This window comes from Rhodococcus sp. 15-725-2-2b (assembly GCF_002259075.1).
Classification (GTDB): Bacteria; Actinomycetota; Actinomycetes; order Mycobacteriales; family Mycobacteriaceae; genus Rhodococcoides.
In genome coordinates, this window is record NZ_NPFL01000004.1 from 64795 (window position 1) to 89958 (window position 25164).

Genomic DNA, 25164 nt, shown 5'->3' on the forward strand with positions numbered 1-25164 from the left:
GGCCTACCTCCGCAGTGTCACCCGCCCCCGAAGGTCCGTCAGCGTCTGTGCACCCATCAACTGCATCGTCCGGGTTGCCTCCGATCGGAAGATGTCGAGGGCGGATGTCACACCTCTCTGTCCGCCGGCCATGAGCCCGTACAGATACGCGCGCCCCACCATCCCAGCCGTGGCTCCCAACCCCACCGCGGCTATCAGATCGGATCCGGTCGTTATTCCGGTGTCGACGTACACCTCGACGCCGGACCCGACCGCATCGACCACCTCGGGGAGAAGTTCGAGAGGCGTCGGTGCGCGGTCCAACTGGCGACCTCCGTGATTGGACACCACCAGCGCATCGGCGCCTGCGTCGACGACGTCACGCGCGTCGGCGACGTCCTGAATTCCCTTCACCACAAGCTTTCCCGGCCATTCGGAGCGCAACCATTCGAGATCGGCCAGCGTGAGCGCGGGGTCGAACATACTCTTGACCAGCTCACCGACGGTACCCTCGAAGGACGTCAGGTTTGCGAACTCGAGCGGTTGGGTGGTCAGCAGATTCAGCCACCAGCTGGGGTGCCGTGTCATGTCGGCCAGGGTTCGCATGTTCAGAGTCGGCGGGATCGTCATACCGTTGCGCACGTCGCGCAGACGGTTGCCGGGAACGGGTGTGTCCACGGTGAGAACGAGTACGTCGACCCCCGCCTGCGCCGCCCGTTCGACGAGGTCCCGGCTGGCCGCCCTGTCCTTCCACAGATACAGCTGAAACCAGTTGGCACCGGTCGGTGCCGTACTCGTCACATCCTCGATCGTTGCGGTACCCATCGTCGAGAGCGCGTACGGCACACCGGCCGCCGCTGCCGCGCGTGCCACCGCAGTTTCGCCCTCGTGCTGCATCATTCTGGTGAAACCGGTGGGGGCAAGGATCAACGGTAGCGTCGCTGTCCGACCCAGAATCGACGTCGAGGTATCGACTGCGCTCACGTCTCGAAACACGTGCGGTCTGAACTCGATTCGTCCGTACGCCGCCCGAGCGCGCTCGATGCCGACCTCGCCCTCGGCACCGCCGGAAACGTACTCGAAGACCGAACGCGGGGTGCGCCGACGAGCGATCTCGGCGAGGTCACCGATGGTGTGCGCTCGAGAAAGACGCCTGTCGACGGGATCGCTTCTCGTCGCTCGCATTTCGAGAAACGGTGCCACCTCTCGCCACCGAGGAAGCCTCCGATGTGTCCGCGGTCCGTTCGTGTCGGCAGAGTCCGTCATCGATTCGCCTTTCGTTCGGTTCTGGTCAGGCGACCGAGACGGCCGGACCGGCAAGGTCGGGACGAATGCGCCGAAGTACGTCCATGCGCAGAGCACCGAAGAGTTCCGAACTCTTGGTGCTCAACTGATCTCGTGCATCCGGCAGTGGCACTGGAACGGTAGCCGTCACCGATGCCGGGGCTCCGCCGAGAACGATCACCTTGTTGGACATGTAGACCGCTTCGTCGACGTCATGGGTCACGATGATGACCGTCATCCCGAACTCGCGTTGCACTTTCATCGTCAGGTCTTCGAGATCGGCACGGGTCTGAGCGTCGACGGACGCGAACGGCTCGTCCATCAGCAGGACCCGGGGCTCGAATGCGAGCGCCCTCGCGATAGCCGCGCGCTGCTGCATTCCGCCCGACATCTCCCACGGGTACAGGTCACCGCGGCCTTCGAGTCCGACCGATTCGAGAGCGGATTCGGCGCGTCGACGCCGCTCCGATTTTCCCGTGGTCCGACGCAACGGAAGTTCCACGTTCTCTCTGACACGCATCCACGGCAACAACGAGCGACCGTAGTCCTGGAAGACGACCGCCAGATCAGTCGGTGGGCCGTCGACCTTCGTGCCGTTGATCGACACCTCACCCGTTGCGGATGTCAGTCCGGCCACGGCGCGAAGCAACGTCGACTTGCCTGTGCCCGAATGGCCGACGATGCAGACCAATTCACGTTCGTCCACCGTGAAGTCGACGTCTTCCAGCACGGGCCTGGTTGCACCGGCGTAGGTCTTGCACAGCTTCCGAACGGCCACCGCGGGCGCGGGTCGGTCGTTCACTGCGCTGTGTTCGTTCACTGCGCTGTGTTCGTTCATTGCGCTGCGGTCGTTTCGAGTCGTAGACGATGCCACCGAAGGGTCCTTCTCTCCAATAGAGCGAACAGTAGATTGAGTCCGTAGCCCAGCAGTCCGAGCATGATGAGTCCTGCCCACATGTCCGTCATGGCGTAGGTGCGCTGAGATTGCAGGACGAAGTAGCCGATCCCCTCGGACGAGGCGAACAGCTCGCTGCCCACCATGGCCACGACTGCAACGGCAACGCTGGTTCGCATTCCCGCGATGATCTGAGGTGTGGCGGAACGCAGGAACACGCGCATGCTCGAATCCCACCGGCCGAGACGGTAACTCCTCGCGACATCGCGTACCAAAGGATCGACCGCGCGAACTCCGTCGACGGTGTTGAGCAACGTCGGCCACATGCAGGCGAAGGCGATGATGGCGACCTTCTGCACGACGTCCGTGCCGAGTAACACGATCGTCAGCGGAACCAGGGCGATAACCGGTGTGGCTCGGATGAATTCGAGTGTCGGGGACAGCGCACGATGCGTCTGCGGCATCGAACCCAGCGCCAGCCCGCACAGAATTCCGATTGTCACGCCGAGGAGGAACCCGATGCCGAAGTTTCGGAGGCTCGGCACCACGTGGACGGCGAACTGATCGGAGAACCACAGGTCTGCGAACCGCGTCATGATCTCGCGCAGCGGTGGAAAGTAGAACGAGGAACTACTGCTCGACACGAACCACCACAGTCCGACGAGAAGAACCGGAAGCCAGGCCTCGACGGCGATAGAACGAATACGGGTCACGACGGAATCCTCTGCGATGGGTGCCAGCGGCACAGCCGGCGCTCGGCCGCGGCGAACAGATACAGCACGGCGACACCCATGAGGGCGGTCACCAGAGTCAGGGCAAAGACATCGACCATCTGCGCGTTCATCTGAGCCTGCGCGAGCGTCTTTCCGATTCCCGGTACTGCGGCCAACAGCTCGATTCCTATCGCGAGGAGCATCGCCATCACTGCGGCGATACGAAAGCCGGTGGCCACAAACGGAGTAGCGGACGGCACGATGACGAAGCGGATAACCTGGAATCTGCTCAGGCGATACGACCGAGCCGCTTCGAGTGCTGCACCGTCGACGTCCCGGACCCCGTACATCGTCTGTAGCAGGATCGGCCACACGCAGGCTGCCACCACCACCGTCAGCTCGGTCTGACGGGTGGTTCCGTAGATGAGCGCGACGAGAGGGATGATCCCCAACGTCGGAATCGATCGAAGGAACTCGATGACGAATCGGCAACTGCGGTAGGCGAAGTCACTCGTCCCGAGCAGAATTCCCAACGGCACCGCGATGATGGTCGAGTACAGCAGGCCCAAGGCCCAGCCGGTCATGGTCGACGCGATATCGGTCCAGAACGTCGCCGTCGTCGCCATGTCCAGCACTCTCGCGGCCACCGGAACGGGCCCGGGAATCGTGTCCGCGGCGAACAGGCCGGACGACGACAGGGCGGCCCAGCCGAGTATGAGTAGCACCGGAGCGATGGCCGTCTGCGCCGCGGAGGGCATCGCCGGTCGTACTCGGAGCACTGGCGCGGTGCGCAGCGCCGCACTGGTCATCGGGTGAGCCCACTGATGTCGGCCGAGGAATCGAGCGCCCCGTTCTCCCGGAGAATCGTGGCGATGTCGTCCAGTCCCGCTGCGTCGACGCGACTTTCGAGTGCCGGGTACCCCGTGTCCCCGACGGTGTCGGCTGGGGTGCCGAAATGTTCGACCATGGCGGCCCGCATGTCGTCGGGGTGCGAGTCGGCGTACTCCACGGACTCGTCGAGTGCGGTCTGGAATTTGTCGACCACCTCGGGGTTGGTCTCGACGTAGTCGCGGGTGCCGGTGACGACGACCCGGGGCGCGGGGCCGAAGACCTGCTCAATGGGGTCGCCCATCGGTGCCTCGAACTGTCCGGTCTTCAACAGCAGGCTGGCGTAGGGATCGCCGACCAGCGCCGCGTCGATCCGATCGGCGGTGAGTGACTCGCCCATGGCGGAGAACGGAACCTCGATGACCGACACGTCGCTGCCGTCGCCGCCGGCTTGGTCGACGACACCGCGGACCCCGTACTCGGATGCCGATGCCAGCAGGTTCACTCCGACCGTCTTGCCTTCGAGGTCGGCAGCAGTGCGAATCGGACTCCCCGCCTCGACCAGCAGGGTCGATCCGGTGCGTCCGTCCGGGCCTGCTTCGAAGGTGGAGACGCCGCCGACGACAGCCAGGGGTATCCCCTTTCCGGCCGCCATCACGGTGCCGGGACCGGTATTGGGATTCATGTCGACCTGACCGCTGAGGAGACCACCGACCAGGTCCGCCGGCGTGATGTCGACGAGTTCGATGTTCAATCCGTTGCGCTCGAAGATGCCCTGGTCCACGCCCAGCAACACCGCGGCGTAGTCGGACAACTGCACGTTGCCGAGACGGACGGTGGTCAGTCCGTTCTCCGACGCCGCAGGCGCGGCTTGTGTTCCACCGCATGCGGTGGCGGTCAGCGCCAGGAGGACCCCCGCGGTCGCGGCAATCGATCGCGTTCGGACATGTCGGCGCAGTGGAGTCATCATCGATCACCTTCGGTTGGCTCGGTCCCGCTGCCTACTGCAGCGTCGAAAGGTGACGATAGTGACGGAGACCACACTGCGATACAGATGATCCATCCACATTTCGACGTGCACAGTGGGGATCCAATCCATCCCGTCCGAAGCCTGCTTCCCATACTGTCGGCACCATGACCATCGATCGAGTACCGGTATCCGGCGGGCACCTCGCCGTCGAAATACACACCGGCACCAGCGAGCCCATCCTCGTGGTGCACGGTGTTTCCAGCCAGCGCATGCTCTGGAGCTGGCTGCGCGCGGAGTCGCCGCACCTGACACTCGTCGCCCCGGACCTTCGCGGCAGAGGTGACAGCGTCGACGTCACGGGACCGTCCTCGTTGGCCCAGCACGCAGACGACCTCGACGCCGTCCTGGACGCATTGGGGCACGACGCTGTGCACGTGTGCGGGATGTCAATGGGTGGGTTCGTGGCGGTCGAGTTCGCGGCCCGGTACCCGTCCAGGGTGAAGAGTCTCGTCCTCGTCGACGGGGGCGTGCCGGTGGCTCCGCCCGCCGGCCTCACGCAGGAGAACGTTGCCGCGGTCTTCGCGGACAGGATCGATCGAACTCGGCAGCACTGGAACGACATCGGCGATTACATCGAATTCCTGGTCTCGACGTCGTTGCCGCTACTCGACCCCGCCGATCCGCTCTTGCGGACGTACGCCGAACACGATCTGGTCGACGGATCGGTCCGGCTGTCGTCCGATGCGGTCGTCGCGGACGCCACGGACGTCTTCTTCGGTGCCTCGCGGTTCCGGGAACTGACGATGCCGATTCGATTCCTGCACGCGCAGTGGAGCGTTGGCGCCGATTCCGCGCCGATGTACTCGAGCCAGATCGTCGACGCGCTCGACCTGACGTCCATCACCGCGATGCCGGGACTCGATCACGCCGGGACGATCATGACCTCGGTCGGTGCCGCGGCCGTCGGAGCGACCGTCGATCAGGCTCTAGGAGGCGAATGACTGCCCGATTCGAGCCGTCGACACGAAACGGCCTCCTCACGCTCTACTGGGTTCGATCCCGAGCCAGGATGCGTTCGAGGTAGTCGAGGTCCTCGCGGAGCATCGAGATGGCCCGCTCGGGCCCCTCGGGTACGACGGGCTTGCCGCTGTCCTGAGCAACGGTGCGCAGTGCCATGTCGGCGAGTTGAGTGGCCACGCTCCGATCGGCGTCGGGGTCACCGCTCTGGTGCCACCACGCGACCCAGTTGAGCATGCCGATGATGCCGAGTGCCGCAGTGCGCGGATCGACCGGCCGGAATTCCCCTGCCTTGACACCACTTTCGACGACCGTCACGAACTCCTTGAGCACGTGCCGGCGACTCTGCTGGTAGGTGTGCGACATCTCCTCGGGGAGATCGGCTTCCGATCTGATGATGAGCTTGAAGCGATCGGCGCTCTGGGCCTGATTCAACGCGATCGCGGTCGCCATCTTCCGTAGCTTCTCCGTGGGACCGAGGTCGGATCGCTCGTTGATCTCGTGCAGAACAGCGGCCGGCGTCTCGGTGCTCTCGCTGATCAGTCGCGAGAGCAACTCGTCCTTGTTCGCTACGTAGTGGTACAGCGCCGGCCGAGTGAGACCGGTGGCGTCCGCGATGTCCTGCAGGGTGGTACTGGCAAATCCCTTCTCGGCGAACAACCGCGTGGCCTGGTCGAGAATCTGCTTCTCGACCAGCTCCCGACGCGGGTTGCGCGCCGATCCCCGTGGTGAGTCCTCGCGTGTCATGACCGAAGAATAACCGTCGCTCTCGTCAAGGACCGACAGACACCAGGTGGGTGCGCGCACCGACGAGACCTGCCACCGCGTCGGGCATGCACTCCTTCGGCACATCGACGACGACGAGTGCGCTGGTGTTGCGCATCATTCGCTCCGCGACATCGAGACGGGTGAGGACGTGATCACGCTCCTCGGACCCGGTCAACCACACCGTTGAGCTCGCCTTGGCCTCGTCGACGACGGCCGTAGCCTTCTCGTTCCACGCTGACTCGACGTCCACGGAGACCACCGTCGTCGTCGGATCGTCGCGAAGATCGGACGGGGCGAATCGGTCGGGGAACGACCGCCCACCGTGGTCGATGGGCCGCGAGAGGATCCACCGAGATACGTCGACGGGAACCTCCGAGTCGGCCGGGACCTGTGCGTAGCCGGCAATTCCCTTCCACGCCACCTCGGGGGCGGAGTCGAGAAACCGCTCGAGACCGACCTTCCCGGCTCGCGTCATGTACGCAACCATGAGCTGGTCCACGGGTAGATCCATCCGCTGCGGGAAGGACTCCCACCACTGTTCACTTCGCACCGCGATCTGCTGGAGGTGGTCCACCGCAGGGCGACGCACCCGTTCGTACTCGGTGAGGGCTTCGTCGACCGTCGCAGCCGACGCCAGTGCGGCATCGAGGGCGATGGCGTCCTCCATGGCGAGCTTCGTTCCCGATCCGATCGAGTAGTGGGCTGTGTGGGCGGCGTCCCCGAGAAGAACTGTGTTGTCCACCGCCCACTTTCGGCACTTGACGGTTCGGAACTGCATCCACCTGGTCCGGTTGCCGATGAGGCTGTGATCCTGGAGTGTCTCGGAGAATGCCTTCTCGAGGTAGCGCAACGACGCCTCGTCGCTGTCGGCCGGATCCGTGGCAGCTGTCGTGACGTCGAAGCCCGCCCGGTGCCACGTGTCGAGATCGGTCTCGATCAGAAACGTACTGCGATCTGCCGCATAGGGATACGCGTGAGCGACGAACGTGCCGTGCTCGGTGGTGACGGGCACGAAGATGGCACTCGGCAGTGCGAAATCCGTTCCGCACCAGAGGTAGAGGCCGGTTCCGGTGGTGATGTCCGCACCGAATCGGTCGTCGGCCGTGCGTGTCGCGCTGTTGATTCCGTCCGATGCGATCACGAGGTCGGCATCGAATTCGTGCGCTCGGTGACGTTCGCCGAACACGAGTCGAACCCCGGCGTCGTGTGCTTGCTGCTGCAGCACGGACAGCAGTCGGGCGCGGCCGATCGCGAGAAGATCGCCGTGGGCCAAGCGGGCCGTGCTGTCGCCGACCTGCATGGACATCTCGTGCGAATAGGATTCGGCCACAATCGCATCGAGGGATCTGGCGTCGGCCTGCCGAAGGTTGCGTTGCGTCCGTGACGCCAGCCCCACTCCGAAGCCGAACGTGGTATCCGGTGAACTCTGTTCGTAGACCGTGATCTCCGCGTCGGGATTGGACAGTTTCAACAGCCGTGCGGCGTAGAGCCCGCCCGGGCCTCCGCCGATGACTACGACGCGGTCGAGTTTCATCGTTGCCTTTCGAGCTTCGCGGCGATGTCGAGCCGCAGACGCTTCTTGTCGATCTTGTTGACGTTGGTTCGGGGAAGCTCGTCCACCCATTCGAGACGTTCGGGCCACTTGAACTTGGCCACGCCGAGCCCCGTGAGGTGTTCCTGTACGTCGGCCATCGTCAATGGCACCCCGTCGGTGACGAGATACGCGCACGTCTTCTCGCCGAGTCGAGGGTCGGGCATCGCGACCACGGCCGCGGAACGAACGGCTGGGTGATCGAGCAGCAGCAGCTCCACCTCCTCGGCGTTGATCTTCTCGCCGCCGCGGTTGATGAGGTCCTTGATCCGCCCCTCGATCGTGACGTACCGCTCGCCTGCGACGACGGAGATCGACGCCAGATCGCCGGTCCGGTAGAAACCGTCGGAAGTGAAGGCAGTTCGATTGTGCTCGGGGGCACCGAAATACCCGGTGATCGTGTACGGACCACGGCAGCACAGTTCCCCGACATCCCCGTCGGGCAGCTCGATCTCCGTACCGGGATCGAGGATGCGCACCTCGTCCTCCGCGCAGACCGGGGTGCCGACGGTGGCGATCCGGGCGTCGCGGGGAGCGGCGACCGGGGTGACGGTGAGCAACCCCTCGGACATTCCGAACAACTGACCCGCCCAATGATCTCGACCGTCGTCGACGCGGTCCATCAGTGCCGGTGACACTTTGGCACCGGACAGGATCACGTGCCGCAGACGCTCACGCACGCGATCGAACTCGGGACTCGACACGGCCTGGTAGTGACCGTGGCCGATCAACACCTCGGTGGCTTCCGCGCGTTCCATGAGGTCGAACGCCGATCGGACGTCGGCGGTGGCGAGTACGAGACACGCGCCGACCGAGTGCGAGGCGTGCAGACCGCAGGCAATCCCTGCGTTGTGGACGATGGGAATCAGATGGGCGACGCGGCTGTCCGATGTCCACTCGAGCCGCTGCGCGTACATGAGTGCGTTGTTCCAGTACTCGGCATGGATCCGCGGAATGACCTTCGGTACTCCCGTTGTCCCGCCGGACAATTGGAAGGCAACGACGTCCTCGGGATCGGTCTCGGCCTCGATGGCTTCGACGACTGCTCGGGCCTCGGTGCGGTCGATGCCCTGCCCGAGGTCCTCGAGGCGCAGCTCGCCACCCTCTGCTGCTCCGACGGTCACAACATGGCGAACGGTCTGGCTGCCCGCGGCGTGCTCGTGGGCGAACGAGACCAGATCGAACGACGGCAGACCGGCCTCCACCACATGCGCGACCGCACCCACCGCGGCACCGATGTGCGCGATCTCGTGCATCCGGTGCGCGGCCAGTGTGGCGACCGGAACGAGCCCGGCCTTGAGACAGCCGTACCACGCCAGCACCGTCTCCAGCCGGTTCGTCAGTTGGAACAGCACCGGATCGAGGCGCAGCAGACCCAGTCGAACCAATCCGGCGGCGATGGCGTCGGTACGACGGTCGAGTTCGGCGAAGGTCATCGACCCCTCGGCGCTGATGACGGCGAGCCGGTCGGGATACCGGACAGCGATGTCGCGGAACCGTCGGCTGGTCGGTAGCGAACTCCACGAACCGCTCTGCAGATAGTGCTGTGCTCGGTCCTGCGGGTACCGCACCAGCCTGCCGTCCCAGTCCGAGTGGGTCGCCTCGGTGGTCACCGTCATCGCTGAGCCACCGCTGGAAGCAATCGAGAGATCTCCAACGAATGATCGGGGTGGTCGGCCGGGACGATTCCCGAGTAGACGGCCGTCCAGCATCCGGGGCAGCACAGTTGGCGAAAGACGATGGGAGTGTCGACGTACTCGGCCGGATCCGAGGTCACCTGCGGTCCGGCCGCCGAGGACGGACCCTCGTAGCGAGCCAGATCCAGTACACCGCTGTTCTTCTCGTCACCGAGCAGTCGCCCGCACTGTGCGCAGGCGATGACCCGAACGTCCCCGACGGTCACCTCGGACAGGTTGTCGTCGAGCCGCCTGGCCAGCGACAGATCCATGATGGGTGCGTCGGAATGCTGGGTGGACCGCGTGCGTCGTTCGTCGATCATGTCCCGACGTCGCCGCGCAGTTGCTGCCTCGTCCACCTTTCCCCCGTCGATCACCACGCCGTAGACGATGTTCGCGCCCTCCGCGGTGACCTTGCCTTCGCGTAGGTCCACCACGACGGCCTCCGGATCGCGATGCAACGGATCTCCGTAACCGCCGCCGCCCTGCCAGTGCATGTACAGCACTTCACCCGGAGCGACGTAGCTTTCGGCGTAGCACGCGCCGAATTCCTTTCCGCCGCCCAGCTCTTCGAGGGCCCCGGGAATCTTTCCTGCTGCGAACTGCTCGATGACGTCGGTACTGCGTGCCAGGATTTCGAGTCCGGTGTTACCCGGGTATCCGCCGGCGAGACCGTTGTTCTGCGCCACGGCTTTACCCGCAGACGCAAGCACGAGGCCCATCGGGAGCGAGGTGCCGTACGGCGTGACAGCGAGCGATGCACTGACGCCACCTCGTTGACGACCGGGTCCACCGGAGTCGGGCTCTTCACGACGCCACAGCGTGAGCAGCGGGTAGAGGAACTCGGTCATTTCCGTATCGGGGATGCGCCCCATCGGAATACAGAAGAGTCCGCCGGTATCCATGCCGTCTGCGGTCGGGCGTGCGCCGTAACCGCCTGCCATCGGTTCCATCATGATGTTGAGGAACGGAACGGGTTGTTCTCCGCGTTCGTCGAGGCCTGCGATCACGGCGGTGTCCCAGGTGCCGCAACACGCAGCCTGCACGCTCTTGCCGAGGTCGACCGATCGGTCGAGCATCTGCGACAGACATTCGGCGATGAGGGTTCCGGTCAGCCACGCCGGTCCGATGGGACCACGGCTGACCGCCGCCGGGAAGCTCGCGTTGTTGATGGTGCCCTCTTCGGAGACCAGGTCGAAGCATCGCATCAATCCGCCTGCAGACCAGGGAATGTCACCCGCGAGGATCGGAAGCAAGGCGAGCATGACGCCGCCGCGCATTCCTGCGTAGGTGCAGTTGATGACGCCCGTCTGCTTGTCGGTGCCGGTGAAATCGAACGTGAGATGGTCGGCGGTCTTGCTCATCGCGACGGTGATCTTGTGCACGTCGCGATCACCGGTGTGCGACTGGTCCTGGTAGCCGGTGGCCTTCCATGTCCCGTCGGGCAGCGACGAGAGTTTGCTGCGCAGTCGGCCTTCGGCGTCGGTCATCATGCGCTTCATGACGGCCTTGACGGTGTCGGCACCGTACTGCTCGATGACGGCGAGCATGCGATTGCGTCCGACGCTGTTCGCACCGATCTTCGCCCGCAGGTCGAGCCCGACCAGCATCGGAACTCGGGAGCGTCGCACCCAGAGATCGGCGATGTCGCGCTGGAGTTCGTAGTCGCGGACGACCTTGACCGGTGGAGTCGGAAGCGATTCGGAAAACACATCTTTCGCGGACGGGTCGAACGACCCGAGTCCGGAACCGCCGAGGTCGGGTTCGTGGCAGATCGCGCTGGTCCAGGCGAACAGCTTGCCCTCGTGGAAGATGGGTTGGTAGACGATGACGTCGCTCTGGTGCAGTCCCCCGCCGACCCATGGGTCGTTGCACAGGAACATGTCACCCGGCGCGATTCCGGGGTTGGCGGCGCGATGTTGCAGCGTCCAGTAGATCGCCAGGTCCACGGCTCCGACGAGCATGGTGTTGTACAGGCCGACCTGAACCTCTTGTCCCAGTTCGTCACTGATCGCGAAGTCGAAATCGTTCGCGTCGGTGACGATGGGTGAGCCCGACATTCGTTTGAGTGCCTCGCCCATCTCGTCGGTGACCGACCAGAGTCGGTGCCGGATGACCTCGTAGGTCAACGGATCGAGGTCGTCGATCTGCTGCTGCGTGACGGTGTGCACCGGCAGGGTCGGTGGGAGGGTGCGCGCGAGAGCGTCGGGATCGACGGGGCGGGACGAGAAGATCTCGGACCCGGGAATTGCTGATGTCATGGTGCGGTTCTCCTGTGGTCTCAGCCGGCGACGATGTTGAGGTTGCCGAGGCGGTCGACAGTTCCGGTGGTGCCGTGCGGGACGACGACTGTGGTCGTCGGGACTTCGACGATTGCGGGGCCGGCGAGCACATGCCCGGCGGCGAGCTTGCTGTAGTCGTAGATGTCGGTGTCGACGTATCCGATTCGACCGTCCAAGTTGACTTTTCGGGTGCCGATGCGGGCGACCGAGGCGTCGGCGGAGTCGGCCGACTTCAGCTCGGGGAGCGTCGGCGAGAACGGCAGGACGCCGGTTGCACGCACGCGGTAGGTGATCGCCTGAATACCTGCTTCACGGAAACCGCTGTCCTTCCCGTACAAGTCTGCGTAGCGCTGCTCGAAGAGGTCGGACGCGTGTGCGACGCTCGACGAGTCGAGCGAGCCTTCGGGAATGGTGGTGGCAACCTCTGCCAACTGCATCGTGTACCGCATGTCGATTTCACGTTCGACCTGGACAGACGTGAAATTGAGTCCTTGTCGACCGAGGGCTTCACGGACTCGCTTCTCGAGGCCGTCGAAATTCGCCTCTGCGCGAGCAGGATCGAGCGGCATCGCCGCCGGGTCGGACAGCTCGGCCGCGAGGACGATGTTCGACGACGCAAGACCGTAGGCCGAGAACGCCGATGCCACCTGCCCGAGCGGAACGATGACTTCCTTGACGCCGACTTCGGCGGCATAGGCAGCGCAATGCGATGGGCCGGCTCCACCGAATGCGTAGAGAACGAAGTTGCGCGGATCGTGTCCGGCTTCGACGACGGTCTTGCGCAGGAGGTCGCCCGTTTGTGCGTTCTGCACGGCATAGATCGCGGCGGCTGCGTCCTCGATCGACAGACCGAGCGGTTCCGCGATGCGGCGACGAATGGCCTCTCGCGCAAGCTCTTTGTCGAGTGGTTTGCGACCACCGAGCAATCCGCGTTCGGGGAGGATGCCGAGGACGAGATTGGCGTCGGCATTGGTGGGTTCGGTGCCGCCCTGTCCGTAACACGCAGGTCCGGGCACCGCCTGAGCGCTGTGCGGCCCGATCTGGAGGTTGCCGCCGGCATCCACCCACGCGATGGCACCGCCACCTGAGCCGATGGCGTGCACCTGCAGGGTGGGCACGTTGATCGGGTGGTGATTGATGATGGTGCTCGACGCACGCACCGGCTCACCGTCCACGACGAGGCCGACGAGGAAGGTGGTGCCGCCGACGTCGGTGGCGATGATGTTCTTGTGACCGAGCTGCTTTCCGAGTGACACCGCACCGACCACGCCGCCGGTGAGGACGGACCCGACTGTGCTGATGGCGTTCTTCGGTGCCTCGGCTGCGGCAACGGCACCGCCGTTGCTCTGCATCACCAGGAGTGGGCCGGCGAGATCGAGTGCACGCAGCTTGGATTCCAACGAACCCAGGTAGTCGCGTAGTCCCGGTCCGATCTGGGTGCTCATGATCGTCGTCGCGTTACGCGCGAACTCACGGATGCGCGGGCTCACCTCGGAGGACAAAGAAACGAACATGTCGGGCGCGATCTCGTGCACGAGTTCACGAATGCGCAGCTCGTGCACAGGGTTACGGAAAGACCAGAGCAGCGAGACCGCGATTCCGGAGACACCGTCGTCGACCAGGCTTCGGATGGCGACGCGCGCGGACTCCTCGTCGAGCGCGACGACGACCGTGCCGTCACGGTCGAGGCGTTCGGTGACCTCGAGTGCGTGTCGCTTGGGGACGAGACCGTGGGACTTGCTCTGTCCCAACACGTTCTGCAGTTGCTCGGGAGAGCCACCGAGGTACCGGCCCTCGACGTTCATGATGTAGATCGAATCCCGATGCCCCTTGGTGGTCAGGAACCCGACCGGCGGGACGTTGCCCATCACCAGAGCATTGAGCGAGGACGTGGTGCCGTGCGCGATGTGGTGGGTGTTCGCGAGCATCTCCTGCACCGGGCATCCGAGCTGCTCGGCCAACGCTTCGAGAACGTCGATGACGCCCTGGGAATAGTCGGGTGGAGTCGAGGGCGCCTTGGCCGCGACCACGGTGCCGGAACTGTCGTCGAGTACTGCATCCGTGAACGTTCCGCCGACGTCCACTCCGATCACATAGGTCATGCCGGTGTGCTCCTTAGGTCCGAGTCGAAGACGTTCTGGCGTGTGAGAGCGAGGCACCCTCGAACACTGCTTACGTCTGCGTCGAGTATTCGACGTGACCGACGACATGTCAAGCACGAATGTGAGTGCTGTCACCTCCCTCGATTCCGTCCGACTCGATACTGCCGTTCACTTCCGCTGGTGGACACCACTTGACGAATCATCGCAAACGTCGAATACTCGTCATCAACGTCAAATACCGAAAGGCAGTGCATGAGCATTCACCGTGTGGGCTTGGTCGTTCCGAGCTCCAACGTCACCGTGGAAACGGAGATGCCGGCCCTGTTGGCGCGACATCGACACGCGCGGTTCTCGTTCCACTCCTCGCGGATGCGCATGCAGGCCGTGTCACCGGAGCAACTGCGAGCGATGAACGCCCAGCGAGAGCGGTGCATCCTCGAATTGGGTGATGCCGGGATCGACGCCGTTCTCTATGCCTGCCTCGTCGCCCTGATGGTCGCCGGGCCCGGGGAACACCAACGCGTCGAGGGGTTGGTGGCCGAGCAACTCGCCACGGGCGGATCCGATGCAGCCGTCCGGTCGAGCGCGGGAGCCCTCGTGGAAGGCCTGCGCGCTCTGGACGCGAGCAACATCGTTCTCGTGACGCCGTACATGCGACCACTAGCGGAGAAGGTGGTCGAGTACATCGAGGCCGAAGGTATTCGCGTACTCGATTGGCGTGCCCTCGAAGTCTCCGACAACGCCGAAGTCGGCTGCATCCCTGGCGAACGAGTCATGGACGCGGCCAGATCTTTGGATCTCACCGGTGCCGACGCACTGGTGATCTCCGCGTGCGTACAGATGCCGTCCCTGCCTCTCGTCCAGGCTGCCGAGGACGAGTTCGGGATTCCCGTGCTCTCGGCCGCCACGGCAGGTGCCTACAGCCTGCTCCGTGCGCTCGACCTGTCCGTCGATCTACCGGATAGCGGCTCGTTGCTCCGCGCGGACGCCGTCGTCGCGTCGTAGATCGTCACTTCGTAGAGAGGAAATCTCCATGTCCGACTTGCCACACAAGGTTCGGGGCGTCGACCACGTCGCCTATCCCACGTTCGATCCCGCCGCGACGGTCGAGTTCTACCGCGACGTGCTCGGGTTCCCCGTCGTCCATTCCATCTGCGCAGCGGGGTGGGGACCGGAGAAGCATCCGGACTTCATCCACTTCTTCTTCGACATCGGCAACGATGATCGCCTCGCATTCTTCTACTATTTCGGTCTCGAGCCGTTCGAGGGTGGACCACAGGGTGACGCGTATTCACGCTTCGCAGAGGACGTACCGATCTTCTTCATCCGCTCGCGTCACCTGGCGATTCACGTCGACAGCGAAGAAGACCTGATGGAGTATCGACGACGGCTCGACGGCAGCGACTGGCCCGTGGAGATGCAGATCCAGCACGAGACGATCGAGTCCATCTACACCCACGATCCCAACGGCTACATGATCGAGCTCACCCGCGCGATGCGTCCGGTCACGCCGCAGGAGGACCTCGACGCGAATCTGACGATCGACGCCCTGATCGACGTCGTTCGCGGACCCGACCCGAGTATGGCGAACCTGTTGACCCGCAAGGCCGAGTTGATCGTCGAGCGTGCGGCCGACTGGTCGGCCGAGAACGAGGTGGGGGTGTCGTGACCACGTTGTACGTCCTCGACATTCCGGAGAACACGACGATCGCGTCGGTTGCGGACATCGATCCGGCCGTGCGCGTGGACCATGTCGGCCCGTACTTCCGCATAGTCTCGGACGGGGACATCGTGATCGATCGTCGGGCGACCGGATGCAGGCACGCAGTCTGGTACAGCAGTGTCTCGGGCCTGTCCGACTCTCGAATCACACAGTGGGACAAAGACGCTCTGCGCGTCGAGGGATCATGACTGCGGCCCGTCTCGGGGCCGGTCGCTACATCGACGCCGCCGAGGCACCGAGCAACACCGTCACCTCTACCCACGAGCTGACCACCGCAGACGGCGCCAAGGTCAGCGGAGTGCTGAGAACGGTTCCCGGTGCCGACGTCGTCGTGGCGTTGATGCACCCGAGACAGGATCTGACGCACCACGTACTGGTGCCCGAACTCCTCGCCCGCGGATATGCGGTGTGGACCCAGGGCACGCGTTCGGTGAACAACGACATCTCCCTGGTACACGAGCAGGCATTGCTCGACGCAGCCGCCGGGCAGGTATTCCTGCGTTCACGGTCGTTCGATCACGTTGTGACGCTGGGACACTCCGGTGGCGGCACCCTGTTCGCGTTCTACCACGAGCAGGCCGGTCTTGCGCCGGAGCATCGACTGACGGCCACCCCGTCCGGTCGGCCGATCGATCTCGCGTCGGCGGAGATGCCGGTGCCGGACGGTGCGATCTTCATGGCTCCGCACCCCGGACAGGGTGCGCTGCTGCTGCGACTGATCGATCCTTCCGTCGTCGACGAATCCGACCCCATGTCCATCGACCCGTCGCTCGATCCCTTCGATGCAGCCAACGGATTCGTCGACGCACCGGAAAGTTCGTCGTATCCGGAGGACTTCGTTCATCGGTATCGCGCCGCGCAGCACGAGCGCGTCGCTCGGCTGGACGCGCTCGCGCGGTCACGGGTCGCCGAAGCATCCGAGGCCCGACGGCGTTTCAAGACAAGCGGTGATCCTGCCGACCGTCGAGATGCGTTGGCGCCGCGCATATTGACCGTTTATCGTACCGACGCGGACCTGAGATTCACCGATCTCTCGCTCAGTCCGAACGCTCGACCGTACGGTTCGTTGTTCGGCCGACGGCCGGATCTGACGAACTACGGGCTCGTCGGTTTCGCGCGCCTGTCCACGCCCGATGCCTGGTTGTCGACGTGGTCCGGTCTGAGCTCCAACGCCGACTTCGTTCGGTGCGCACCGTCGGTGACGGTCCCGTCGTTGTTCGTCGAACTGAACGGCGATCAGGCGTGTTTCCCGGAGGACGCGTCGAGGATGGTCGAGGCTCTGGGCTCGATCGACAAGTCTCGTGTGGCGATCGAGGGCACCCACTTCGGCGGCCCCATTCGCGACGGGGCGCCCACCGGCGCTTCTCTGGCCGCCGCCGATATCGGTGCCTGGTTGTCCGACCACTTCATCTGACCCTCTTGCGAGCGGAAACACATGTCACGTAACACTTTTTCTCCCGTGGTCGCACTCTGTCTGGCGGCGCTGACGCTGGAAGGGTACGACCTTCTGATGTACGGCACGGTGGTTCCGTCGCTCCTGGCGTACGAGCCGTGGGATCTGGATCCGGCGACCGTCGGGGTACTCGGATCCGTGGTGGGAGTCGGCATGCTCGCCGGGGCACTCGCCGCGGGCAGCATCGCGGATCGCTGGGGTAGGCGACGCGCCTTGATCGCCGCAGTCGCGTTGTTCTCGGCCGCGATGGGATGCTGTGCGATTGCACCCTCACCCGAGATCTTCGGAGCAGCGCGATTCGTCGTCGGCGTCGGAGCAGGAGTGTTGATGCCGACCGCTGCATCGATGCTGATCGAATTCTCCCGACTGGACACGAGAGCACGAACGGTCGCACTGGGATTCGTGGGCACCAGTGTCGGCGGTATCGCGGCGGGGATCCTGTCGCTGTGGCTCGTCCCGGCGTTCGGCTTCCGAGCGATGTTCGCAGCAGGGATGATCCCAGCGTTGTTGATTCTGCCGGCAATGCTCAGACATCTTCCCGAATCACCCGCGTTCCTCAACTCGCGAGGCAGGACGGATGCAGCACAGAGGATCTCGACCCATTACGGACTCGAGGAAGCATCGGAGAGTGCCGGTGGCGACCCGACATCGACGGATCGCGGAATCGGCGCGCTGTTCACCGCGAACCGTGCGCGAGTGACGTTGTCCTTCTGGGTGATGACCCTGCTGTGCCTGCTCGTGTTGTTCGGTGTCGCGACCTGGTTGCCCGCTGTCATGAGGTCGGCCGGATACCCACTCGGCGCCGCGCTGTCCTTCTTGCTGGTGCTCAATGTGGGCGGTGCAGTAGGCGCTCTCGGCGGTGCTCACCTGGCCGATCGTTACGGCATCAAACCGGTGACCACCCTCGGATTCGTCTGTGCAGCAGTATCGTTGGCCTTGATCGCGACCACTCCCCCGATCGGCATCGTGTACGTTCTGGTACTGATCGCAGGAATGGGTACGACCGGGACGCAGATCCTGCTGAACACCTTCATCGGTGGCTACTACCCCGTGGCCTGCCGGACAACAGGATTGGGCGTCGCACTCGCGGTGGGGCGACTCGGCGCGATCGTCGGCCCCACCTACGGTGGAATGTTCGTCGCCGCCGGTGCAGGTACCAGCACTCAGCTGTTGGCTTTCGCCCTGCCCGCAATCATCGGAGCCGCGGTGACGATTCTGATTCCGGCGGGCCGCCGTGACACTCCCGCAGCGGACGTCTCCTCCACCAGGTCGTCCGATCGGTCGCGTCCACGATCGTGAACTCCGCGCAGCAATCCAACCGATTGCATCCGATGACAACTCGGTCTGCCAGAGCATTCTGTTCTCGATCACCTGGACCTTCGAGCGCCTCGGTGCCGGCCGTAACCCGTGCCCAATTCGAGCCCTGTGCAGTGTGAACAGGGTCCGAAGGCCCTGTTTCCGGTCGATCCGACCACCGAGAATCGATGCATGACCAGCTCTGTCGACAATCGAAGGAATCTGACGGTCGTCGGTATCGACGGCTCTGTATCGTCGCGAAATGCTCTGGGATGGGCCGCCGCCGACGCGGTCGGTCGAAACACCACGCTGCTCCTCGTCTGTGCAGGCGTGGATCGAGACATCGCACGAGCCGGAGCAGCCAATGCGCACGGCGGTACCGCGTCGGGTGCTCGCGCTCGCGCACGGTCTGCGTTCGCCGCCGCGCGAGTTGTCGCAGAGTCCGTTCTGGGTGACGACGCAGACGTCGAGACAGTACTCGAACCCGGACCACCGGACGAGGTCCTGAACGAGTACGCCGACACTGCCCGGATGCTCGTCCTCGGGTCGCGTCGGAAGGGAAGCGTCGCACGCGCAGTACACGGTTCGGTCAGTACCGATGTCGTCACTCGCGCCCGGTGCCCCGTTGTTGTCGTTCCGCACGGATTCACCCGAGCAACGACCGTGCCCGACGCTGCCGCAGCTGTGGTGGTGGGTGTGAACGGTTCCCCGAAGGACGACGCAGTCCTCGCCGTCGCTTTCGACCAGGCTGCACGACTCGGGGTCCCGCTGCACGCGGTGCACGCGTACGAGGCCACCGAACCACGCGCCGGGTTCGTCCGACACATCGATCTCGGTCCACGCATTCGTCGGAGTTCTGCCCCACAGCGTTGGATCGATCGCCTCGTTGCCTCGTGGTCCGAGAAGTACCCCGACGTCGTGGTCACGACTCATGCGGCACACGACCGCCCGTCACACGCGCTGCTCGAGAACGCGATCGATACACAGCTCGTCGTGGTGGGTGCATGCAGCCGCGGTGCGACCTCGCCGCTGTTCGTCGGATCGACCAGCCGTACGGTGCTTCGTCGCGCCGAAGTCCCGGTCGTCTTCGTGCCTGCGAACGCCGGACAACCTGGATAACGGCATCCCGACTCACCTGGGCGCATCCTTCGCTCGTGAAACCGGTGCAGCCGAGAAGGCGGCGAACTCGGGGCGCAATCGCAACGGCTCGCTCTTCGAAGTCCCGAGGTGGGCGCGATCCGTTCCCGTTCGTCTTTCGCTTTGTCGGTCAGTGACTTTGGGCTCTACCCGGCAGTTCGTCACGGTGTTGTAGTTGTCAGTGGGTCGGCCCGACGGGTCGATCGAGTACACATTCACGAACACGAGGAGGATGTACGATGACCGTTCTCGCCAACCGCACGCCACTGATTCCGTCGTGGCCGGCGCTACCGGACTGGTCGGACCTGATGGCACGATTCGAGGCCATGCCGCCGTGGAGTGCGCTGGAAGGTCACATGATTCGGGTCGAAGAAACCCTGGAGGACGACCGATACGTGCTCCGGGCGGAGCTGCCCGGTATCGATCCAGAACGGGACGTGGACATCAGCGTGCACGACGGCAAGCTCTTCATCAAAGCCGAACGTGCAGAGCAGAAGACGGAGGGCACGCGATCGGAGTTCCGCTACGGCAGCTTCCACCGCACGATCGATCTCCCTGCCGGAGCGAAGGACGACGCAATCGAAGCCACCTACGACAACGGGATTCTGACGGTCGATGTGACACTTGCCGGATCCGAGCCGGACACGCCTGTCCGCCACATCGAGGTCAGGAGCAACGGGGTCCAACCCAACGGGGTCGGAACCAACTGAGGGCGCCGCCGTCCGTCGGCCCGAACCGTGTAGTCGGATGAACCGCGGCCTACAGGCGAGCACCGCGGCCCCTGAACATCGACACTCACCTACTCACTCGAAAGGACTCGAACAATGTCCACAACGACCAGTGAGTCCATGCACGCACATCCCGACATCGCTGCACTGCGCGATCGCTACGACGCGGTGTTCAACAGGCCCGTGGGACAAGTGACAGATGGGCTGCTACTGCTGGCCGGTCTGTACGCGGCGAGCTCGGCCTGGATTCTCGGTGTCGCGCCGCTGTCGAGTACAGCCGCCGACGGCCGTGCCGCGTTCGCCATGACCAACCTGATCACCGGTTCTGCGATCGCAGTCCTCGCGCTTGCACTCGGAGCCGCGTACGGACGAATCCACGGGGTGTCCTTCGTGGTACCGCTCCTGGGGATCTGGCTGATCGTGTCCCCATGGATCATCGCCGATCTCGAGCGCACGAACGGCATGATCTGGTCCAACGTACTGGTCGGAATCGTCGTGCTCGGGCTCGGCGCAGTTGCAACGGCCATGGGCACAGGACGCTTCACGGGTATGCATCGCAGCGGACGGTAGCCGTCCGCGCGGAACACGAGAACGCCGAGCCTGTCGGGTTCGGCGCTGTCGTGTATCGACCGTGTACGGACGCCACCGGAGGGCACCGGGCCGACCGATAGCAGCGAACGACGCTACCCCGTCCCGCGCGCGGAGGCACCGAATCGACATTTGTACCCATCGCGATCATCGGCTTCCTGCGCGGGTGGTGTCGGCCGACGGGAGCGCGCGGGACCGATGACGCTCTCCCACCACGGCTCGAGCGGACTAGGGTCGCGCCAGACGACGTCCGGTACGGGATCGGCTCGCACAGAATCGAACGATCCAGAGTTGTGCATCGGGCACCTCCGTCGAAAGATCGGGCGGCGAAGACTGGTGTATCCACAGGATGGTCCGGGCCGGCAGGAGGAAAAAGAGCACAAAGTCCCCATTCGCGGAGGTCCGGGCATGGACCGTCCCACCCGCTGCGGTGTCAGACCGGCCCGAGTCGCCCGCTCACTGTTGCCATCCCGAACCGACATCGGTCAGAACCAGCACACACTGTGCGGCCGCCAACAGTCCGAAAGCGACGATCAACAGCAGCGGCGCGCCCACGAACAGGCAGGTCACGAACAGTCCGGAGACCACGACCAACTTGACGAGCGAAGGCGGCGGTTCCATGGCATTCCCCAACGGTCGATTCTGCGTCTCACTGTGACAAACCACGATGGCATCCACACTGCGGTTTGTAGAGAGCACAAAGACCATTCATGGGCTCGACTCGCCCGTGGCACAACGCGTAGACAAACCACGCCCCGAGCCTCAGCGGTGAGGCTGCTGCTCGGGCTCAACGCGACGCGGCAACAGTCCCGGATCGGAGCCGTCGGGCCAGATACGGTCCCGTGATGCTGTCCGGGGACGACGCGACTTCGGCGGGCGTTCCGGTAGCAACGACAGTGCCCCCGTTGTCGCCGCCGCCGGGACCGAGATCGATGACCCAGTCGGCGGAGGCTATGGCATCCAGGTCGTGTTCCACCATCACCACGGTGTTGCCTGCATCGACAAGCAAGTGCAGCTGGCGCATGAGCAGGGCGACGTCGGCGGGATGGAGCCCTGCGGTCGGTTCGTCCAGTAGATAGAGGGCAGTACCGCGACGGGTGCGCTGCAATTCGGTCGCGATCTTGATGCGCTGCGCCTCGCCGCCGCTCAGCTCGGTGGCGGGTTGACCGAGTCGAAGGTAGCCGAGCCCGATGTCGTGCAACGTCTCCAGACTGCGGGACACTGCCGCGATATCGGCGAAGAACATCGCTGCCTCGTCCACCGACATGTGCAGTACCTCGGCAATTGTCTTTTTGCGCCAGGTTATTTCGAGAGTTTCCGGGTTGTACCGGTCACCGTGGCAGGTGGGGCAGGGGCCATAGGTGCCGGGGAGGAACAGCAGCTCCACCTCGACGAAACCGTCGCCCTGGCACGTGGGGCATCGTCCCTCCGCGACGTTGAAGGAGAACCGTCCGGGTGCCCATCCGCGGGCCTTGGCCTCGTCGGTGGCGGCGAACAGTTTGCGGACGACGTCGAACATTCCGACGTAGGTGGCCAGAGTCGATCGGGGGGTTCGGCCGATAGGGCGTTGATCCACCCGGACCAGGCGGGTGAACGACTCGATTCCGGAGACCTCGGCCACGTCGACCTCGATCTGTGCGTCATCGTCGTCTGCCGCGGTCTCGAGTCGGTGGCGCGCCACCTCGAACAGGACCTGGCTGACCAGTGTCGACTTACCGGAGCCCGACACACCCGTCACCGCCGTCAGGACCGCGCGTGGGAACTGCGCCGTCAACTCCCGCAGATTGTGCCGGGTGACCCCGGCCAGCGTGAGCCAGCCCTGGGTGGGGCGCGCCTGCCGCTGCACGGATTCCGCTCGACCGAAGAGGTGCCTGCTGGTGACCGACTCCTCGATCTCCTCCAAGCCTGCGACGGGGCCGCTGTACAGCACCCGTCCGCCGCCCTCACCGGCCGCGGGTCCGATATCGACCACCCAATCGGCGCGCCGGACCACGTCCATGTCGTGTTCGACCACGAACAAGCTGTTTCCCGACGCCTTCAGCTGGTCCAGGACGTCGAGCAGCGGCTCGGCATCCGCGGGATGCAGTCCGGCGGACGGTTCGTCCAACACGTACACCACCCCGAACAGACCCGAACGGAGCTGAGTGGCAATTCGCAACCGCTGCGTCTCGCCGGGCGACAGAGTCGTCGAGCTACGCCCGAGCGCCAGATATCCCAAGCCCAAATCGAGCAACACGTCGATCCTGGCCAGCAGATCTGCGGTGATGCGTACCGCCACCTCCGTGGTCTCCCCCGACTGTTCGGCAATGGGGCGCAGTAATGCGGCAAGTTCTGTCAGCGAGAGCGCATTGATCTCGGCGATCGACCGGCCGGCAATGGTGACGGCCAACGCGTCGGCACGCAGTCCGCTGCCGGAGCACATCGGGCAGCGAACGGTCTCGGTGAATTGCAGAGCGCGTTCTCGCATGCGCTCGCTGTTCGAGTCGGTCAGAACGTGCATGACATGGCTGCGGGCGCTCCAGAACTTGCCTTCGTAACTGTGGTCGACTCGTCCCTCCTCCGGTTCGATCCACACCTTGGGGTGCTCGTCGGTGAACAGGAGCCACTCCCGGTCCTTCTTCTTCAGCGTGCGCCACGGCACGTCGATGTCGATCCCCATGCCGGCGACGATGCTGCGCAGGTTCGCCCCCTGCCAGGCACCCGGCCACGCCGCGATCGCGCCCTCCCGAATGCTCAGCGACGGGTCGGGAACCAGCAATTCCGTTGTCACATCGTGGAACTCGCCCAAACCGCCGCATCTCGGGCAGGCACCGGCGACGGTGTTGGGTGAGAACGCTTCCGCCGGGAGCATGGGCGCACCGTCGGGATAGGTACCGGCCCGGGAGTAGAGCATGCGCAGCAGGTTCGACATCGTGGTGATGGTGCCGACGCTGGAGCGCGAGCTCGGCGACCCCCGGCGTTGCTGCAGCGCAACGGCCGGGGGAAGGCCGGTGATGGACGCGACATGAGGTGCGCCCACTTGCTGAAGCAGGCGGCGGGCGTAGGGGGCAACCGACTCGAAATAGCGTCGTTGCGCTTCGGCGTACAGGGTGCTGAAGGCCAGTGACGACTTTCCTGACCCCGACACCCCCGTGAACGCGACGAAGGCATTGCGGGGTATGTCGACATCGACAGCTGCCAGGTTGTGCTCGGTAGCGCCGCGCACACGGACGTACCCGTCCCACGTTGAGTCCGTCACCGAACGAGCCTAGCTGGCGCGCTCGGCCCGAGAGCACAGAAGCGACGAGATGCAGTGCATCGGTGCCATCGTGCCTCGCCGTATGTCGAGGTATCTTTTCGGTAGGTCTGCTCGTCGCGCCGTATGCGACGAGTACGAAGACCGCACAGAGGGAGGCGGCATGGCCGAGGAATACAGCACACGGCCGCTGTTTCGCAACGGTGCCGGCAGCGCCGCGATGATCCTGGGCATCGTGGCCCTGGTCTGCGCGTTCGTACCTTTCATCGGCGACTTCGTCGCTGTCCCAACAGGTGTCGCCGCCGTCGTGTGCGGGTGGGTCGGGGTCAGCCGGGACGAGAAGGGCATGGCGACCAACGGCCGCGAGGCAATGATCGGCGCAGCTCTCGGAGGCACGGCCATGTTCGTGGTGTTCGTGGCATACGCTGCCACCGTCGTGTGAACGGTGACGGAAGGCGAGTAGTGCCACGAACAGATTCGTTGCTTGCAGGCCTGGCCACCGACCTCATATCAGCGTGCCGATCACGCCGGACCGAAGAGTCGAGGCACTGGAGCGTCCATCGACGAACCGCATCGACATTCGTCACCATCGATGTGAATTCGGTGCGCTGTGCCGCCGGACTCCACAACCGCGCAACGAATTTCGGATCCGACGGTCCCGGAACAGCTGTGCAAGAGACGATGCCGACGCCCCATCCCGAATTCGCGCCGTGATCGAGCAATCTTCCGGTTTGATCGCGGAGAATCCGGTTTCGGTCTTTTTAGCTGATTAACGGCAAGAAGACAGGCCGACTCCGAATATCATCGACCCAGAAGTAATACGTGTTGAGCTTATCAGGATGCCGCGCAACCGAAACAAGCCATCGCACCTCTACGGCCTTGCTTTGCTCGTCGAACTG

Annotated in this window: 22 protein-coding genes; 10 read left to right on the forward strand and 12 right to left on the reverse strand. The window is 64.5% G+C overall.

Annotated features, from left to right (window positions below):
• Positions 1-3: 3 nt before the first annotated feature.
• The 5 genes from CH306_RS02035 to CH306_RS02055 form a co-directional block, all read right to left on the reverse strand.
• Complete coding sequence (locus CH306_RS02035) at positions 4-1164, reverse strand: alpha-hydroxy acid oxidase (protein WP_094645791.1); 1161 nt, start codon at positions 1162-1164, stop codon at positions 4-6.
• Positions 1165-1270: 106 nt separating this feature from the next.
• Entirely contained in the window at positions 1271-2101 is an 831-nt protein-coding gene (locus tag CH306_RS02040; RefSeq protein WP_094645521.1) for an ABC transporter ATP-binding protein, read from the reverse strand.
• Positions 2098-2871, reverse strand: coding sequence for an ABC transporter permease (locus CH306_RS02045; RefSeq protein WP_143537921.1), 774 nt, complete (start codon positions 2869-2871; stop codon positions 2098-2100). Before CH306_RS02045 ends, CH306_RS02040 begins: the two co-directional genes overlap by 4 nt.
• On the reverse strand, positions 2868-3680 hold the full coding sequence (locus CH306_RS02050; RefSeq protein ID WP_094645522.1) for an ABC transporter permease: 813 nt from the start codon (positions 3678-3680) through the stop codon (positions 2868-2870). The genes CH306_RS02045 and CH306_RS02050 overlap by 4 nt, the downstream gene beginning before the upstream one ends.
• Complete coding sequence (locus tag CH306_RS02055) at positions 3677-4669, reverse strand: ABC transporter substrate-binding protein (protein WP_094645523.1); 993 nt, start codon at positions 4667-4669, stop codon at positions 3677-3679. Before CH306_RS02055 ends, CH306_RS02050 begins: the two co-directional genes overlap by 4 nt.
• A 164-nt stretch (positions 4670-4833) precedes the next feature.
• On the opposite strand from CH306_RS02055, the gene CH306_RS02060 reads away from it, so the two are divergent.
• Positions 4834-5670, forward strand: coding sequence for an alpha/beta fold hydrolase (locus CH306_RS02060; protein WP_094645524.1), 837 nt, complete (start codon positions 4834-4836; stop codon positions 5668-5670).
• 43 nt (positions 5671-5713) lie between these two features.
• Here the strand turns inward: CH306_RS02060 and CH306_RS02065 are convergent, their stop codons facing one another.
• Genes CH306_RS02065 through CH306_RS02085 form a run of 5 tightly spaced genes read right to left on the reverse strand, consistent with a single transcriptional unit; the run spans position 5714 to position 14105 of the window.
• A complete protein-coding gene (locus CH306_RS02065) occupies positions 5714-6433 on the reverse strand; it encodes a TetR/AcrR family transcriptional regulator (protein WP_045196172.1) in 720 nt (239 codons plus the stop codon).
• Between the two features lie 25 nt (positions 6434-6458).
• The gene (locus CH306_RS02070) at positions 6459-7988 is read right to left on the reverse strand and encodes an FAD-dependent monooxygenase (protein WP_094645526.1); all 1530 of its coding nucleotides are present in this window, start codon (positions 7986-7988) and stop codon (positions 6459-6461) included.
• Positions 7985-9664 carry a (2,3-dihydroxybenzoyl)adenylate synthase gene (locus CH306_RS02075; protein WP_094645527.1) on the reverse strand — a complete coding sequence of 560 codons (1680 nt, stop codon included), beginning with the start codon at positions 9662-9664 and terminating at the stop codon, positions 7985-7987. Before CH306_RS02075 ends, CH306_RS02070 begins: the two co-directional genes overlap by 4 nt.
• Positions 9661-11982: a hydantoinase B/oxoprolinase family protein gene (locus tag CH306_RS02080; RefSeq protein ID WP_094645528.1), complete on the reverse strand. Its 2322-nt coding sequence runs from the start codon at positions 11980-11982 to the stop codon at positions 9661-9663. Before CH306_RS02080 ends, CH306_RS02075 begins: the two co-directional genes overlap by 4 nt.
• A gap of 20 nt (positions 11983-12002) precedes the next feature.
• The gene (locus tag CH306_RS02085; RefSeq protein WP_094645529.1) at positions 12003-14105 is read right to left on the reverse strand and encodes a hydantoinase/oxoprolinase family protein; all 2103 of its coding nucleotides are present in this window, start codon (positions 14103-14105) and stop codon (positions 12003-12005) included.
• A 252-nt stretch (positions 14106-14357) separates the two neighbouring features.
• Between CH306_RS02085 and CH306_RS02090 the strand changes: the two genes are divergently transcribed.
• The 8 genes from CH306_RS02090 (at position 14358) to CH306_RS02125 (ending at position 21012) form a co-directional block, all read left to right on the forward strand.
• Positions 14358-15110 carry a maleate cis-trans isomerase family protein gene (locus tag CH306_RS02090; protein WP_094645530.1) on the forward strand — a complete coding sequence of 251 codons (753 nt, stop codon included), beginning with the start codon at positions 14358-14360 and terminating at the stop codon, positions 15108-15110.
• Between the two features lie 28 nt (positions 15111-15138).
• Positions 15139-15774, forward strand: coding sequence for a VOC family protein (locus CH306_RS02095; protein WP_094645531.1), 636 nt, complete (start codon positions 15139-15141; stop codon positions 15772-15774).
• Positions 15771-16016, forward strand: a complete 246-nt coding sequence (locus tag CH306_RS02100; protein ID WP_032394846.1) for a hypothetical protein — start codon at positions 15771-15773, stop codon at positions 16014-16016. The genes CH306_RS02095 and CH306_RS02100 overlap by 4 nt, the downstream gene beginning before the upstream one ends.
• Positions 16013-17242 carry an alpha/beta hydrolase gene (locus CH306_RS02105; RefSeq protein ID WP_094645532.1) on the forward strand — a complete coding sequence of 410 codons (1230 nt, stop codon included), beginning with the start codon at positions 16013-16015 and terminating at the stop codon, positions 17240-17242. Before CH306_RS02100 ends, CH306_RS02105 begins: the two co-directional genes overlap by 4 nt.
• A gap of 45 nt (positions 17243-17287) precedes the next feature.
• Positions 17288-18580 carry an MFS transporter gene (locus CH306_RS02110; protein ID WP_256981011.1) on the forward strand — a complete coding sequence of 431 codons (1293 nt, stop codon included), beginning with the start codon at positions 17288-17290 and terminating at the stop codon, positions 18578-18580.
• A gap of 189 nt (positions 18581-18769) precedes the next feature.
• Positions 18770-19696 carry a universal stress protein gene (locus CH306_RS02115; RefSeq protein WP_143545342.1) on the forward strand — a complete coding sequence of 309 codons (927 nt, stop codon included), beginning with the start codon at positions 18770-18772 and terminating at the stop codon, positions 19694-19696.
• Positions 19697-19953: 257 nt separating this feature from the next.
• A complete protein-coding gene (locus CH306_RS02120; RefSeq protein WP_045196189.1) occupies positions 19954-20424 on the forward strand; it encodes an Hsp20/alpha crystallin family protein in 471 nt (156 codons plus the stop codon).
• 114 nt (positions 20425-20538) lie between these two features.
• A complete protein-coding gene (locus CH306_RS02125; RefSeq protein ID WP_179272711.1) occupies positions 20539-21012 on the forward strand; it encodes an SPW repeat protein in 474 nt (157 codons plus the stop codon).
• Positions 21013-21486: 474 nt separating this feature from the next.
• Here the strand turns inward: CH306_RS02125 and CH306_RS28950 are convergent, their stop codons facing one another.
• Together CH306_RS28950 and uvrA are read right to left on the reverse strand one after the other, a co-directional pair.
• Positions 21487-21651, reverse strand: coding sequence for a hypothetical protein (locus tag CH306_RS28950; RefSeq protein WP_155290795.1), 165 nt, complete (start codon positions 21649-21651; stop codon positions 21487-21489).
• Between the two features lie 166 nt (positions 21652-21817).
• On the reverse strand, positions 21818-24268 hold the full coding sequence (gene uvrA, locus CH306_RS02130) for an excinuclease ABC subunit UvrA (protein ID WP_094645535.1): 2451 nt from the start codon (positions 24266-24268) through the stop codon (positions 21818-21820).
• Positions 24269-24428: 160 nt separating this feature from the next.
• Between uvrA and CH306_RS02135 the strand changes: the two genes are divergently transcribed.
• A complete protein-coding gene (locus CH306_RS02135) occupies positions 24429-24707 on the forward strand; it encodes a hypothetical protein (protein ID WP_045196226.1) in 279 nt (92 codons plus the stop codon).
• Positions 24708-25164 lie beyond the last annotated feature (457 nt).